This is a genomic window from Pseudomonas sp. CNPSo 3701 (genome assembly GCF_028674975.1).
GTDB classification, from domain to species: Bacteria; Pseudomonadota; Gammaproteobacteria; order Pseudomonadales; family Pseudomonadaceae; genus Aquipseudomonas; species Aquipseudomonas straminea.
The window spans coordinates 96,082-110,562 of the sequence record NZ_JAQZSI010000002.1 but is presented as its reverse complement, the minus strand read 5'-3'; the positions used below and the strand labels follow the sequence as shown (position 1 = coordinate 110,562).

General features: G+C 62.5%; 15 protein-coding genes. 7 read left to right on the top strand and 8 right to left on the bottom strand.

What is annotated here, in order from left to right:
- Positions 1-88: 88 nt before the first annotated feature.
- Together PVA39_RS07325 and PVA39_RS07320 are read right to left on the bottom strand one after the other, a co-directional pair.
- Positions 89-1,771, bottom strand: a complete 1,683-nt coding sequence (locus PVA39_RS07325; RefSeq protein ID WP_274123528.1) for a methyl-accepting chemotaxis protein — start codon at positions 1,769-1,771, stop codon at positions 89-91.
- A 113-nt stretch (positions 1,772-1,884) separates the two neighbouring features.
- The gene (locus tag PVA39_RS07320; protein WP_274123527.1) at positions 1,885-3,201 is read right to left on the bottom strand and encodes a Na+/H+ antiporter family protein; all 1,317 of its coding nucleotides are present in this window, start codon (positions 3,199-3,201) and stop codon (positions 1,885-1,887) included.
- Positions 3,202-3,485: 284 nt separating this feature from the next.
- Between PVA39_RS07320 and PVA39_RS07315 the strand changes: the two genes are divergently transcribed.
- Positions 3,486-4,082, top strand: coding sequence for an NADPH-dependent FMN reductase (locus PVA39_RS07315; RefSeq protein WP_274123526.1), 597 nt, complete (start codon positions 3,486-3,488; stop codon positions 4,080-4,082).
- A 73-nt stretch (positions 4,083-4,155) separates the two neighbouring features.
- Here the strand turns inward: PVA39_RS07315 and PVA39_RS07310 are convergent, their stop codons facing one another.
- The 4 genes from PVA39_RS07310 to PVA39_RS07295 are packed head-to-tail and all read right to left on the bottom strand — an operon-like array spanning position 4,156 to position 6,776.
- Positions 4,156-5,487 (bottom strand): sensor histidine kinase, encoded by a 1,332-nt coding sequence (locus tag PVA39_RS07310; protein WP_274123525.1) that lies wholly within the window; start codon positions 5,485-5,487, stop codon positions 4,156-4,158.
- Complete coding sequence (locus PVA39_RS07305) at positions 5,484-6,152, bottom strand: response regulator transcription factor (RefSeq protein WP_013791393.1); 669 nt, start codon at positions 6,150-6,152, stop codon at positions 5,484-5,486. Before PVA39_RS07305 ends, PVA39_RS07310 begins: the two co-directional genes overlap by 4 nt.
- A gap of 1 nt (position 6,153) precedes the next feature.
- The gene (locus PVA39_RS07300) at positions 6,154-6,468 is read right to left on the bottom strand and encodes a PepSY domain-containing protein (protein ID WP_027905349.1); all 315 of its coding nucleotides are present in this window, start codon (positions 6,466-6,468) and stop codon (positions 6,154-6,156) included.
- Positions 6,468-6,776 (bottom strand): PepSY domain-containing protein, encoded by a 309-nt coding sequence (locus tag PVA39_RS07295; RefSeq protein WP_274123524.1) that lies wholly within the window; start codon positions 6,774-6,776, stop codon positions 6,468-6,470. Before PVA39_RS07295 ends, PVA39_RS07300 begins: the two co-directional genes overlap by 1 nt.
- Before the next feature lie 129 nt (positions 6,777-6,905).
- Between PVA39_RS07295 and PVA39_RS07290 the strand changes: the two genes are divergently transcribed.
- The 6 genes from PVA39_RS07290 to PVA39_RS07265 all read left to right on the top strand — a co-directional run bounded on the left by PVA39_RS07290 (position 6,906) and on the right by PVA39_RS07265 (position 12,424).
- A complete protein-coding gene (locus tag PVA39_RS07290) occupies positions 6,906-7,985 on the top strand; it encodes a patatin-like phospholipase family protein (RefSeq protein WP_274123523.1) in 1,080 nt (359 codons plus the stop codon).
- 376 nt (positions 7,986-8,361) lie between these two features.
- On the top strand, positions 8,362-8,631 hold the full coding sequence (locus tag PVA39_RS07285; protein WP_070887438.1) for a hypothetical protein: 270 nt from the start codon (positions 8,362-8,364) through the stop codon (positions 8,629-8,631).
- 273 nt (positions 8,632-8,904) lie between these two features.
- Entirely contained in the window at positions 8,905-9,930 is a 1,026-nt protein-coding gene (locus PVA39_RS07280) for a DNA topoisomerase IB (protein WP_274123521.1), read from the top strand.
- Positions 9,931-10,016: 86 nt separating this feature from the next.
- The gene (locus PVA39_RS07275; RefSeq protein ID WP_274123520.1) at positions 10,017-11,027 is read left to right on the top strand and encodes a GlxA family transcriptional regulator; all 1,011 of its coding nucleotides are present in this window, start codon (positions 10,017-10,019) and stop codon (positions 11,025-11,027) included.
- Entirely contained in the window at positions 11,020-11,271 is a 252-nt protein-coding gene (locus PVA39_RS07270) for a DUF1272 domain-containing protein (RefSeq protein WP_274123519.1), read from the top strand. Before PVA39_RS07275 ends, PVA39_RS07270 begins: the two co-directional genes overlap by 8 nt.
- Positions 11,258-12,424, top strand: coding sequence for an MFS transporter (locus PVA39_RS07265; RefSeq protein WP_274123804.1), 1,167 nt, complete (start codon positions 11,258-11,260; stop codon positions 12,422-12,424). Before PVA39_RS07270 ends, PVA39_RS07265 begins: the two co-directional genes overlap by 14 nt.
- Here the strand turns inward: PVA39_RS07265 and PVA39_RS07260 are convergent.
- Positions 12,421-13,377, bottom strand: coding sequence for a sensor domain-containing diguanylate cyclase (locus PVA39_RS07260; RefSeq protein ID WP_093504810.1), 957 nt, complete (start codon positions 13,375-13,377; stop codon positions 12,421-12,423). The two genes, PVA39_RS07265 and PVA39_RS07260, sit on opposite strands and share 4 nt — an antisense overlap.
- Before the next feature lie 5 nt (positions 13,378-13,382).
- The gene (locus PVA39_RS07255; RefSeq protein ID WP_274123518.1) at positions 13,383-14,378 is read right to left on the bottom strand and encodes a response regulator; all 996 of its coding nucleotides are present in this window, start codon (positions 14,376-14,378) and stop codon (positions 13,383-13,385) included.
- Positions 14,379-14,481: the final 103 nt, after the last annotated feature.

The following is a 14,481-nucleotide window of genomic DNA, read 5'->3' as shown; positions in this document are numbered from 1 at the left end:
CACAAGGGGGTATGCCCGTTAGTCTCCCCTGCTGCCGACAAAGTGCACTCTTATTGGCGGGGCGAGCGTCCTTGCTCACTTCGCGGCCTTAGATACGGAATTGCCCCACCAGATTTTGCAGGCCCTGACCGAGCTGCGCCAGGTTGCGCGCGGTTTCGGCGCCCTGACGGGTTTCGTCGGCGACGCTGTCCACCGCGCCAGCAATCTGGTGCACGCTGCGGTTGATCTCCTCGGCCACCGCGGTCTGCTCCTCGGCAGCACTGGCGATCTGCGCGTTCATGGCGTTGATGGTGCCAATCAGCCCAGCGATGGCGTCCAGCGAAGCACCGGCCTTGTTGGCCTGCTCGCTGGTCAGCTCGCCGGCATCGCTGGATTGGCGCATGGAATTGACCGCGTCGCGGGTACCACTCTGCAGGCGGTCGATCATGCCCTGGATTTCCTGCGTGCTTTGCTGGGTGCGGCTGGCCAAAGCGCGGACCTCATCGGCCACCACCGCAAAACCACGGCCGGCTTCCCCAGCACGGGCGGCTTCGATAGCCGCGTTGAGCGCCAGCAGGTTGGTCTGCTCGGCGATGGAGCGAATCACGTCGAGCACGCTGACGATGGAGTGCACATCCTTCTGCAGGCTGTCCAGCGACGTGCCGCTGCCGCGGATGTCGCCAACCAGCGAATGGATGCGCTCGATACTGCCGTCAACCACCTGCTTGGCCACCTGCCCCTCTCGGTCGGTCTGCTGCGCCGCTTCGGCAGCGCCCTGGGCGCTCTTGGCCACCTCGTGGGCTGCGGCGGACATCTCGTTGATAGCCGTGGCCACCTGATCGGTTTCATGGCGTTGCCGCTCCATGGCTTGCTCGGAACGCTGCGCCTGGGCAGCCACCTGACTGACCAGTTCGGTCAGGTGTCCGGTCATTTCGCTGATCTGCCGCACCAGGCCATGCACCTTGTCGACGAAGCGGTTGAACGAGCCCGCCAGCTCGCCCAGTTCGTCACGGCTGGTGACCGGCAGGCGCTTGGTCAGGTCGCCATCGCCGGCAGCGATGTCGTCGAGGTTGGCCTTGATCTGCTGCAGCGGACGTAGAAAGGTGTTGGCCAGAATGCCGCCGACCACACCGAAGATCACCAGCAGTACCGCACCGATGATCAAGATGCTGGTGATGATGGTACTCACCCGCTGATCAATGCCGGCACGCACCTCAGCGATCTGTTCCTCGACGCCGTCCAGGTTCACCGCAGTGCCTAGGGCCATGTCCCACTTGGGCAGATAGTAGCTGTAGGCGAGTTTGGGCACCTGAACAGCTTCGTTGCCGGGCAGCGGCGAAGAATAGTTGACGAAGTTGGTATTGTCCTTGGCGACGCGCACCAGCTCGCGGTTCACATAGACGCCATTGACGTCACGCCGGTCGTTCAGACTGTTGCCGACGTCCACGGGGCTGTCGCTGCGAAACAGGCGCACTACATTGGAGTCATGACCGAAGAAGTAGCCGTCCTTGCCATATTTGATCTTCGACAGGATGGCGATGGCCTGCTTGCGGCTTTCCAAGTCGCCATTCGGCGCGGCGTCATACAGGCTCTGCACGGCGCCCATGGCGATGGCGCTGTAGTTTTGCAGCTCGTTGCGTTTCTCGTCGAGCAGTCGCTCGCGGGTTTCGCTGACTTCGTCCTCCGAAAGGCTGTACAGCACCTTGGCGGCGGCACCGCTGAGCACCACGGCAAACAGCAGAACAGGAACCAGGGCCAACAAGATGACTTTGGCTTTCAAGGTCAGGCGCATTTTTGTTTTCCTTATGACCAGGCAAAGCCAGACGATGGCTTCTACTCCAGTCATCGGCAGCCACTGGCAAAACCTTAAGAAAGTCCGCCACAGCCAGCGCATGACTGCGCCTGTTACAGCACCATAGCTGCAACCCAGCCGAATGCCAGCAGCGGCAGGTTGTAGTGCAGGAAGGTAGGCACTACGGTGTCCCAGATGTGGTCGTGCTGGCCGTCGACGTTGAGGCCCGCTGTCGGCCCCAGGGTCGAGTCCGAGGCAGGCGAACCGGCGTCGCCGATGGCCCCGGCGACGCCGACAATGCACACCGTGGCCAACGGGCTGAAGCCCAGCTGCGCGCACAGAGGCACGAAGATCGCCGCGATGATCGGCACCGTGGAGAACGACGAGCCGATACCGATGGTCACTACCAGACCAACCAGCAGCATCATCAGCACGCCCAGGCCCTTGCTGTCGCCGATCAGCGCTGCACTGGCATCGACCAGCCCCTTCACTTCCCCGGTCTCGCGCATCACCTCGGCGAAACCGGAGGCGGCGATCATGATGAAACCGATCATCGCCATCATCTTCATACCTTCGGTGAACAGGCCGTCGGTTTCCTTCCAGCGCACGATACCCGAGGCGGAAAACACCACGAAACCGAGCAACGCGCCGATGATCATCGAATCGAGCCACAGCTGCGCAGCGAAGGCGATCGCCACCGCGACGCCGGCGACGATCAGGCTGCGCGTGTTGTAGCTGACATCCACCCGCTCGGTACGCTCGACCCGTTCCAGATCGTAGCTGCGCTTGCCCCGGTAGTTGTAGAGCGCCAACGCCAGGCCGACGAGCATGCCGATGGCCGGAATCAGCATGGCGTGGCTGACGTTCACACCGCTCACGTCCATGCCGCTGCGCGCCACGTTGGCCAGCAGAATCTCGTTGAGGAAGATATTGCCAAAGCCCACTGGCAGAAACATGTAGGGCGTTACCAGGCCGAATGTCAGCACACAGGCGATCAACCGGCGGTCTAGCTGCAGGCGGGTGATGACGTAGAGCAGCGGCGGCACCAACAGCGGGATAAAGGCGATATGAATCGGCAGGATGTTCTGCGACGAAATCGCCACGACCAGCAGCAGCCCCAGCAGTACCCACTTCAGCGCCCCGCCGCCCTGCTCGTCCTGCCGCCCTACCATCACCAGCGCCTTGTCTGCCAGCGCATGGGCCAGGCCGGATTTGGCGATCGCCACCGCGAAGGCGCCGAGCAAGGCGTAGGACAGCGCCACGGTAGCGCCGCCGCCCAGGCCCTTGTTGAAGGCTGCCAACGAGCCCTCCATGCCCAGACCGCCGATCATGCCACCTGCCAGGGCACCGATGATCAGCGATACCACCACGTGCACGCGGCAGAGACTGAGAATCAGCATGATGGCGACGGCGGCGATGACAGCGTTCATGAAAAAGCTCCTCGAATCGCCATGGGCGCGGCGCAATCAGGTGGCTGCCGGAAAAGGCAGGCCACCAATCCAGGAGCGACTTCTCACATCGCTCGCCAGGGCCCATGGGGTTGCCGCCAGGGATGGCGGGCTACAAAAAGCGTCGCACTCTGCCGCAAGCGGACCTTAGTGTCAAAAACGCTGCTGGCTTGAAGCAGTGAAGGCTTGGAGCAAATCGCACAAACGTCCTTTGCGGCGCTAACCGCCGATGTTAGCTTCACGTCCTTTATCAACGGAGGATGCACATGCTCGATATCGTTCTGATCGCCGGCTCAAGCCGCCCTGACAGCCAATCCGCCAAGGTCGCCCAATTCCTGCGCCAACGCCTGATCACCCTGGGCAAGACCAATGCCGAGCTCAGCCAGGTCATCGACCTCGGTACTGGCCCGCTGCCATTGTGGCCGGCCGAAGATGCCGGCGCCTGGGCCGACTACGGCCCGCGTCTGCAACGCGCCGACGCGGTGGTGGTGATCGCACCGGAGTGGAACGGCATGGCCGGCCCGGCGATCAAGAACTTCTTCATCTATGCCAGCAAGGCCGAACTGGCCCACAAGCCCGGCCTGCTGGTCGGCGTGTCGTCGGGCATCGGCGGTGGCAGCCCGATTGCCGAGCTGCGCAGCTCCAGCTACAAGAACTGCCGGATCAACTACCTGCCCGAGCACCTGATCATTCGCGCGGTGACCAAGGTGCTCAACGACGTGCAACCGGCGGACGAGGACGACAGTCGCATCCGCGCCCGTATCGATTACACGCTGGATATTCTGGCCAAGTACGGCGAAGCGCTGAAACCCGTGCGTGCCAGCATCGACCTGGGCAACCCGGCCTTTACCAACGGCATGTAAGCCGCGAGGCGGATCACCCCGGGTGATCCGCCTTCGTAGCCCGGGTAGAGCGAAGCGAAACCCGGGAATTCTATTAGGCGCAATTACGCGCGCGCAGCGGCAGCTCGATGCGGACCTGCAAACCGCCCAATTCGCTGTCGTGCAGCGAAATGCTGCCGTCCCAGGCATCGACGATGTCGCGCACGATGCCCAGCCCCAGGCCGTGACCCGCGGTCTGCTCGTCCAGGCGAATGCCGCGGCTGAGCACTTCATCGCGGCGCTCGCTGTCGATACCCGGCCCGTCATCATTAACGCTCAACACATAGGCCTTGTCAGTGCGTTCGACAGTCAGCCGCACCTGGCTGTCCGTCCATTTGCAGGCGTTGTCCAGCAGATTGCCGAGCAACTCCAAGAGATCCTCCCGGTCACGCGGCAGCCGCAGATCGGGCGGCGAAGCCTGCCAGCTGAGTTCGATACCACTGTCGTGGATCATGCCCAGAGTGGCGAACAGCCCCGGCAGCTCCTGCTGGCAATCGAAATGCGCACCGGGCAGCGCCTCGCCAGCCAGGCGCGCGCGCCCAAGTTCGCGAGCAATACGCTGCTCGATCTGCTGCAAGTGTTCGAGCAGGTTATCGCGCAGCTCGGGGTGCGCACGCAGTTCATCCCGCGAGGCCAGATTGACCAGCACCGCCAAGGGCGTCTTCAGCGCATGGCCGAGGTTGCCGAGGGCGTTGCGCGAGCGCTTTAAGGTTTCCTCGGTATGGGCCAGCAAGTGATTGATCTGCTCGACCAGCGGCTCCAGCTCCTCGGGCACCTGCTCGTCCAGTTCCGAGCGCTGGCCCTGCTGCAGCTGGGCGATCTGCACGCGGGTCTGTTCAAGCGGGCGTAGGGCGCGACCTACCGCTATGCGCTGCAGAAACAGGATCAGCGCCAAGCTGCCCAGCCCCAACCCCAGACCGATGCGCTGCACGCGCCGGAAGCTATCGAGCACCGGCGTGTAATCGCGGGCCACGGTGATGGTCAGGTCCTGCCCAAAGCGCCGGTATTCACCACGAAATGCCACCAGTACCTGGCCTTGGGGGCCATCCTGCAACTCCGGTTGCAGGCCATCGACCAGAGAAGGCTGCAGTTCGCTGTCCCACAGCGAGCGCGAGCGCCAGCTCTTGTCGGAAAAATCGATGCGGAAATACAGGCCCGAATAAGGCCGGTGATAGGCTGCACCAAGTCGCGATTCGTCGAGCTGGATGCCTGACGGCCCGCGTACCAGGGCAATCAGCAGCGACTGCGCTTCCTCCTCCAGCCCGGTCTGCATGTAGCGGCGCAGGTTACTGTCGAACAGCCACAGGCAGGTTTGCGCCAGCAACAGGCCGATGATCAGCAGTACGCTGATCAGCCCCAGGCTCAGGCGTCGCTGGATCGACCTCAAGCGGCGCTACCGGTGAACCGATAGCCCTGGCCGCGGCGAGTTTCGATCACCTCGCGACCGAGCTTGCGGCGCAGGTGATTGACGTGCACCTCGATGACGTTGGAGTCGCGCTCGGTCTCGCCGTCGTACAGGTGTTCGGCCAGGTGGCTCTTGGAAAGGATCTGCCCGGCATGCAGCATGAAGTAGCGCAGCAGGCGGAATTCCGCAGCGGTGAGTTCGATTTGCTCGTCGCCACGGCTGACGCACTGGCGGCTTTCGTCCAGCTGCAAGCCGGCGGCCTGCAGTTGCGGCTGGTTGGCCAGGCCGCGGGCACGGCGCAGCAGCGCCTGGATGCGCAACTGCAGTTCTTCCGGATGGAAGGGTTTGGTCAGGTAATCGTCGGCACCGACCTTGAGGCCTTCGATGCGCTCGGCCCAGGAACCGCGGGCGGTGAGAATCAGCACCGGGGTGACCAGGCCACCCTGACGCCACTCCTGCAGCACCTCGAGGCCCGGTTTGCCGGGTAAACCGAGGTCGAGAATGATCAGGTCATAGGGCTCACTGGCACCCTGGTACACGGCGTCGCGGCCATCGGCCAGCCAGTCCACGGCATAACCCTGGCGGGTCAGCGAGGCGGTCAGTTCATCGGCAAGCGGTACGTGGTCTTCAACCAGCAACAGGCGCATGTCAGTCGTCTACCTCATCCTTCAGAATCTTGCCGTCGTGGGCATGGATTTCCAGCTCTCGAACCACGCCCTCGCGGGTCAGCAGCTCCACTTCGTAGACGAAGACATCGTCCTCCTCTTCCAGCTCGGCTTCGAGCAGGGTCGCGCCGGGGTAGCGTTCCAGGGCGGCACGCATCAGCTGGTCGAGCGGCAGGATCACGCCGCTCAGACGCAGATCCCGCGCTTCGTCCTGATCAAGATCACGAGCGCTGGCCGCACAGGTCAGTGCGGCCAGCGAGACGATGCAGATGTAGCGAAAAACACCATTGCCTTTCATCAATCATCCTGGTGGTTCTTGAGGATGGTGCCGTTGGTAGCATCCAGTTCGACGTCCCATTTGCGGTTCTGGGCGTCGCGGATCTCTACCTGATAGAGGTAGCGGCCGTATTCTTCCTCGAGTTCGGTGTCGCCCAGTTTACCGCCGGGATGGGCAGCAAGGGCAGCCTCGTTGAGTTTCTCGAACGACTGGATGGTGCCGGCGTCACGCAGTTTCAGCGCCTCATCCGGGCCCAGGTCACGGGCTTGAGCGATACCGGCGGCGGTAGTCAGGGCGGCGATGGCGAACAGGGCAGTCAATTTCTTCATGGTGATCTCCTGAGTAATCGTATTTCGACGATGCTCAGGTTAAGGGCAACGACTTAATTCAACCTGAATTGACCCACAGACCCACGCGCTCCACATCTCTATACTGGCGCCTCTTCTGCGGAGGTTGGCATGAGCGCCATTCAGATCAAATTCCCTGCCCTCACCCTCAAGGTCGGCCAGCGTGCGATGACGCGCATTCGCGAACGCGGCCTGCAGCCTGATGATGTTGGCACCCTACCAGGCGCAGCAGGCGGCCCCAAGGCGCTGGGCATTCAGGGCCTGGATATCGCGCTGTTCGGTGACTGGCTGGCAAGAGCGCCGAGGGAACGCTCGCTCATCGGCGCGTCCATCGGCTCCTGGCGCTTCGCCAGCGCCTGCCTGCCAGACCCTGCCGCGGCGTTGCAGCGCCTTGGCGAGCTGTATACCGGCATGCGCTTCGCCAAGGGCGTGAGCATCGCTGAGGTGAGCGCACGCTGCGTGCAGATGCTCGACGAGTTGCTGCAACAGCAGGATGCAGCCGTACTCGACAATCCGCATTACCGGCTCAACATCGTCGTGGTGAAAAGCCACGGCCGACTGGCTGAAGACGACCGCCGCTCTCTGGGTCTTGGTCTGTCGTCGGTGATTGGCAGCAACCTGCTCGGTCGCCCGCGTCTGGCTCGTCATTTCGAGAGGGTGATCCTGCATGACGCTCGCCTGGCGCCGCCGCTGCATCCGCTGACCGATTTTCCCTCACGTTGCCTGCCCCTGGATGTCGGCAACCTGCGCCACGCCTTGCTGGCTTCCGGCTCGATCCCCTTCGTGATGCAGGGCGTGCGCGACATTCCCGGCGCCGGCCCCGGCACCTACCGCGACGGCGGCCTGCTGGACTACCACCTCGACCTGCCCTACAGCGGCGATGACGTGGTGCTCTATCCTCACTTCACTGATCGCATCATTCCCGGCTGGTTCGACAAGGGTATGCCTTGGCGCCGTGGCGATGCCATGCGCTTGCAGGATGTGTTGCTACTGGCGCCTTCGCGCGACTACCTGGCGCGCCTGCCCTACGGAAAGCTGCCGGATCGCAAGGATTTCACCCGCTTCCTGAGCGACGACGCCGGACGCGAGCGCTATTGGCGCCAGGCCATGGACGAAAGCCGGCGCATGGGCGACGAATTTCTCGAACTGACCGAGACGGGGCACCTGGCCGATCGACTGGTCGCGCTATAACGCTTCGCAGGCCATTGCCGGGCGCCCAAGACGGCAGTCAGAAAACCGCCACAGATTGTTTTAAGCAAGTTAAACGACTGCCCCTATTAATAAAAAATCTGAGCTTAACGGAACTGATTAGCTGGGCCATTTTCCTATTTGGTGTTGATGCCATTTTCTGTGGTTAAACATTAAGTGCACGGCCCAACGGCGTGCCGCCACACTTGAAAACCTTGATGCCCGTCAACTTCACAAGATGATTTTCAGTTTTTTTGAAAATTAATTAATTTGGATGTGACTTGCAGGCCTCATCGAAACATCAACAGCTAGGAACGTCAGCGTTAAACAAGCTCGCTGACACTATGAATCATTGGGAAACCCTCGGAGAACCGACCCCATGAACGCTTCGCTGCGTTTCAATGATGCACTGCTGATTGCCGACCGCGCCTTTCAACCTTTCCACTGCGTGGCCTGGGCGCCGCAGGACGGTACAGGCGTACTGAGCCTGACCATCGTCGACCGCACCAACACACCGTTGATCGATCGTGCGCAACTGACCAGCAGCATCTACAGCGACCCTCAGGAGCTGGCCAAGGCCCTGAAAAAATCCCGTGATGAGCTCAGCAGCAAGGGCTTCGATCTCGCCCCTTGGAGCATGCCGGAATAATTCCTCGGCAGTTGTTTTGCCAGTTGCCGTACCTTCGGGTGCGGCAACTTGTCTCAACGTTATACCCCTCCCCGCCTTTATCCGTTCGCGCCGGCGCATCCGTTAAAGTCTGAACTTACCCTCGCATTCCAAGGGCTAAGTCTTTAACTGTTGTCATGAGCTGATCGGCATGCAAAACCTCTTCTTGATTCTGCCGCCCCTCTTGTATCGCGTCGCCGTATCCGTCGGTGGTTTTCTACTGCCTGCTCGCGGCATGATCGGGAGCGCAACGCGATGACCAGCCTGTCGATAACGCCCGAACTGCCCAACGACCTAAATTACGTCGACGACAGCAGGCCCGGCATCACCCGCCGCAAGCTACGCGGCAAGTTCTGCTATTTCGAGTCCAATGGCGAACGCATCCGTGACGCCCAAGAGATCGCCCGCATCAATGCGCTGGCGATACCGCCGGCCTATGTCGACGTGTGGATCTGCACTGACCCCAAAGGTCACCTGCAGGCGACCGGCCGCGATGCCCGCGGGCGCAAGCAGTACCGCTATCACCCGCGCTGGCGTGAAGTGCGTGATACCGACAAGTACGCCAACCTGCTGATGTTCGGCAAGGCACTGCCGAAACTGCGCCAGACCGTGGAACAGCACCTGCTGCTGCCCGAGCATGGCCGCGAAAAGGTCATGGCCACGGTGATCACCCTGCTCGACAACACGCTGATTCGTATCGGCAACGTACGTTATGCCAAGGAGAACCGCTCCTACGGGTTGACCACCCTGCGCAACCGGCATGTCGAGGTACAAGGCAGCGCCATCCGCTTCCATTTCCGCGGCAAAAGCGGCATCGAGCATGAAGTGGAGGTCAGCGACCGTCGCCTGGCGCGCATCATTCGCCGATGCCTGGAGCTGCCGGGCCAGCACCTGTTCCAGTACCTGGATGCCGGCGGCGAGCGCCACACGGTGACTTCGACGGACGTCAACAACTACCTGCGCGAACTCACCGGCGCCGACTTCACCGCCAAGGATTATCGCACCTGGGCCGGCAGCGCCCTGGCGCTGACACTATTGCGCGAACTGGAATGGCAGCCGGAAAGCTCGGCCAAGAAGCATGTGGTGAACATGGTCAAACAGGTCGCCGAAGAGCTGCGTAACACGCCCGCGGTGTGCCGCAAATGCTACATCCACCCGGCGCTAATCGAAGCCTTCCATGCCGGCGCTCTGGCTGACCTGCGCTTGGCGGCTGCACGCAAGGGGCTGCGCAGCGAAGAGAGCCTGCTGATGCGTTTTCTGGAAAAGCTGCCCATCGCCTGAATAGTGGCAAGATTTGTGGGTTTTATGTCGTTGCCGCCATAACCCTTCTTCAGCACACTGGCCACCTCTTACGCCGAGGGGCCGCCATGGACGACCGCAAATGCATTGCCGCGCTGATCTACCCGGACTTCATGAGCCTGGATGTGGTCGGCCCACTGCAGGTTTTCGCCTCAGCCAACGTCGAACGTAACCGCCACGGCTTGGGCGACGCCTATCGCCTGCTGTTGCTTGCCGAGCAGCCCGGCCCCATCTCCAGCTCCGCCGGCATGTGCATCGTGGCTGACGCTGCATGGCGCGACGTAGATCCTTCCAATCTGGACACCCTGCTGATTCCCGGTGGTGCCGGTGAAGCCCGGCAATGTGAAAACGAGCCGCTGCTGAGCTGGCTGCGTGCTGCCGAACCCCAGATACGCCGCCTGGGTTCGGTCTGCTCGGGTGCGCTGATTCTGGCGCGCACCGGCCTGCTCGACGGCCGACGGGTGACCACCCACTGGGCCGATATCGACACCCTGCGCCAGGATGGCAAGCTGCTGGTCGACAGCGACTGCCTGCACACCTACGCCTCAGACGCGGGCGATGGTAGCGAGCACCTGTTCACCTCCGCGGGTGTCACTGCAGGAATCGACCTGGCGCTGGCGCTTGTTGAAGCGGATCTCGGTCGCGGCATGGCGTTGGCCGTGGCGCGGCGGCTGGTGATGTTCCTGCGCCGCCCGGGCGGCCAAGCCCAGTTCAGCGCCCTGCTTGCTCCGGAGCCCAGCCGTACGCCGCGCCTGGCCGAACTGCTGGAGTGGATTCCTGCCAACCTGGGCAGCGACCTCTCCCTCGACGTCCTGGCCAACAGGGCGCGGATGACGCCGCGCACCCTGTCCCGCGTATTCGCCCGAGAGCTGGGCACCGGACCGGCGGGCTACGTGGAGCGTGTGCGTCTGGAGGCTGCCCGCACCCTGCTGCAGGACGCCCAGGCCTCGATCAGCACTGTCGCGCGCCTCACAGGCTTCGGCCATCCGGAAAACCTGCGCCGCGTCTTTCACAAACATTTGTCCATCAGCCCCCAGCAATACGCCGAACGTTTCGGTCAGGAGATGAGCCATGCTTGAACTACGCCCCAACTGCGAATGCTGCGACCGAGATCTGCCTCCCGAGTCTCTGGACGCGCGCATCTGCTCGTTCGAATGCACCTACTGCAACGCCTGTGCCGACACCCACCTCAACGGTCGTTGCCCCAACTGCAGCGGCGAGCTTGTGCGCCGGCCAGTCCGCCCAGTTGCCAAGCTGGCGGCCAACCCGCCCTCGATCTTACGCTTGCTCAAAGCGGGAAGATGCGATGCTGCTGGTGCGTAATCGGGCGCTGCTGATTCTGTTCCTCGCCCAGGCGCTGTACTGGAGCTGCTCGCTGATCGGCATCACACTCACCGCGCTGATCGGTATGCAATTGTCTCCCTACAACAGCCTGATCACCCTCCCCCTGGCCTTGCTGGTGCTCGGCAACCTGCTGGCCACTCACCCGCTGTCGCTGTTCATGCAGCGCCATGGGCGTAGGCCCGGCCTGACCCTGGGCGCAGCAGCCGGCATTCTCGGCGGCCTGATCAGCGCCTCGGGTGTCTGGCTGGAAAACTTCGTATTGTTCTGCCTGGGTGCCCTGCCGATTGGCGTCTACCAGGCTTCCGCCATGTATTACCGCTTTGCGGCGTTGGAGACTGTGGACGACGCCCACAAGGGACGCGCTGCCGCCTGGGTGATCGCTGGCGGCATCTGCGCAGCGCTGATCGCGCCGAGCCTGACGCTCTGGGCGCGCAACGCCGTGAGCACGCCGTTTGTCGGTGCTTACCTGTTGCTGGCTGGGCTGGCGCTGCTTGGCCTAGTGCTGCTCAGTGCCCTACGCGAGGGCGCAATTCCCGTGGCGCCGCGCGGCGACCTGCGCAGCCTGTTGGCCCGCCCGGCGATTCGCTGCGCGCTGGCGGTGACCGCTATTGGCCATGGCCTGATGATTCTGGTGATGAACGCGACTCCGCTGGCCATGAGTTTTTGTGGTTTGCCGTTGGCAGACGCCACCCAGGTGATCCAGTGGCACATGCTCGGCATGTTCCTACCCGCTCTGATTGCCGGCCCGTTGGTGGACCGCCTGGGCAGCAGGCCGGTAGCTTTTGTCGGTATTGGAATACTGGCGTGCAGTGCATTGGTCGGGATAAGTGGCCAGTCACAGGCCTACTTCCTGATTTCTTCGCTGCTACTGGGCATTGGCTGGAATCTGATGCTGGTGGCTGGCACCACCCTGCTCGCCAAGGCACACGAACCAGCCGAGCGCGGCAAGGCACAGGGGCTTATGGAACTGGCCAACGGCAGCGTCGCCGCCTGCGCAGCTTTCGCATCCGGTGCGCTGATCACCGGGCTGGGCTGGTTCCAGGTCAACCTGGCCATGCTGCCCTTGCTGGCCATAGCCCTGATGGTAGTGTTGCTAGCACGCCCAGCCCCCAGGCTCCCAGTGGCCGGCTAGAAGCCGAACACCGTCACCTGGTTGCGGCCATTGCGTTTGGAGTTGTAAAGCGCCTGGTCGGCCCACTGGATGACCTGCTGGTGATCGTGGCTGGGCTCGCTGAGGTCGGCCACGCCGAGGCTGATGGTGAAGGGAATCACCTGCCCGTCGTGGCTGATCTGCAGGCGCTCGACCAGCATGCGCAGGCGCTCGGCGAAGATTCGCGCGCCGGTCGCGTCGATATCCGGCAGCAGCACCACGAACTCCTCGCCGCCGTAACGCCCAGCGATATCGGTATCGCGCAACTGCTCGCGCAGCACCTGAGCCACGCTCCGGATCACCGTATCGCCGGCTTGGTGGCCGTAGGTGTCATTGACCTTCTTGAAGTGATCGATATCGAAGATCACCAACGCCGCGCTGCTGCCGTAACGGCGATGGCGGGCGTGCTCGCGCTTGAGCTCCTCCTCCCAGTGGCCCCGGTTGTTGAGGCCAGTGAGCCGGTCAGTGCGCGACAGATGTTTGAACTGGTCGCTGATGCTCTGCAACTGACGCTTGTTCACCGCGACACCCGTCACGTCATAGATGATCACGCACAGGTGCTCGATCTTGCTGTTGGTGGCCATGAGCGGAAGGATGGTGGTGTTCTGGTACATGAAGTCTTCCACGCCGGTGATCGGCTGGTAGTTCTTGAACCTCACCAGATAGGGCCGCTGCTCCCAGATGGTGAAGGCCGCCGTGCCCAGGGTGACGACGTTCTCCACCTTGTTGCGAAACCAGACTTCATCGACCTCGGGAAACAGCTCGAAGAACGAGCGCTCGGCGGCATCCCGCGCGCTGCGCCCGGAGTGGTTCTCCATGAAGCTGTTCCACACTTCCACGTTGTACTGGCGGTCGAGCACCACCACGCCGACATCGATGCTCTGCACGATGGCCAGCAGCCAGTGGAAATCGTTTAAATCCATGCTCTCGGCCATGCGGCTTATTCCATCAGGTAGGCGAGTTTGTTGGTCAGCAACGACACCGAATCTTCGGTGAACAGCAGCAGCAGATCGAAGTGGATGTCATGGCCTTCGATGCTGTAGCTCACCTCCACCGCCAGAGTCTTGCGCCAGCGCTGGCTATTGATGCGAATCAGCTCGTCGATGGAGGCGTGTTCACCGAGTATTTGCGGGTGGCCCTGGGAGAAACTCACGTCGAGCTGCTCGGCGATACCACTCAGGCAAGCGCCGATGATGATGCTGGACATGTCCAGGAGCATTTCCATGGACGAATGGTTGTGCTGCTGCCACTGCATCAGCCGGGCCATATCGGCCACTTCCGAGTCATGGAAGATCAGCAGCGCTTCGCCAGCGATGCCCTCGCCGATATAGCCCTGGCAAACCGCGGTCAGCCCATTGCCGCGCTGGGCGTCTGCCAGGGCCATGTGCAACTCGCTGACTTCGAGGATATTGACGTTGGGAATCGGCAACTGCACGAAGACGCCGAGTACTCGGGCCAACAATGCAGCAGCGCGGCCCATGGCCACGTTGACCACCTCACGGAAAGCATCGCGAAACGATACCTTGGGCTCGGGCAGCGCGGTGGGCACCGCAGCGCTTGGCGCGGCACGCAGAAAGCCGAGCTGGTCCAGGGTCTGGCGCAGCAACTCGGGGTCGGCAGGTTTCTTCAGAAATGCCAGGGCGCCAAGTTCCTTGACGCGGCGGATGGCTTCATCCTGCACGTCACCCGACACCACGATGACCTTCTGCGCACGGCCTTCAGCTTTCAGCGCCGCGAGCACACCATAGCCATCAAGCATCGGCATTGTCAGGTCGAGCAGAAGCAGATCAAAGTGAGCGGCGCGCAGCTGTTCGAGCGCTTCTTCGCCGTTAGCGGCCTGGCTGATGGTTACGGGCCATTCAGCAGGCAAGGCACGCAGCAGTTGCTTGCGAGCCATGTTGGAGTCATCACAGACGAGAAGAGATGCGGTGGGCATCGATACGCCTCAAGAGGTGGGCCTGATCCGGCTTGGCTGCGGCGGCTATCCGACAGCGGCGCCATCCTTGGGAGCGTTGCTGCCACTTATAGCAGAACGCCAT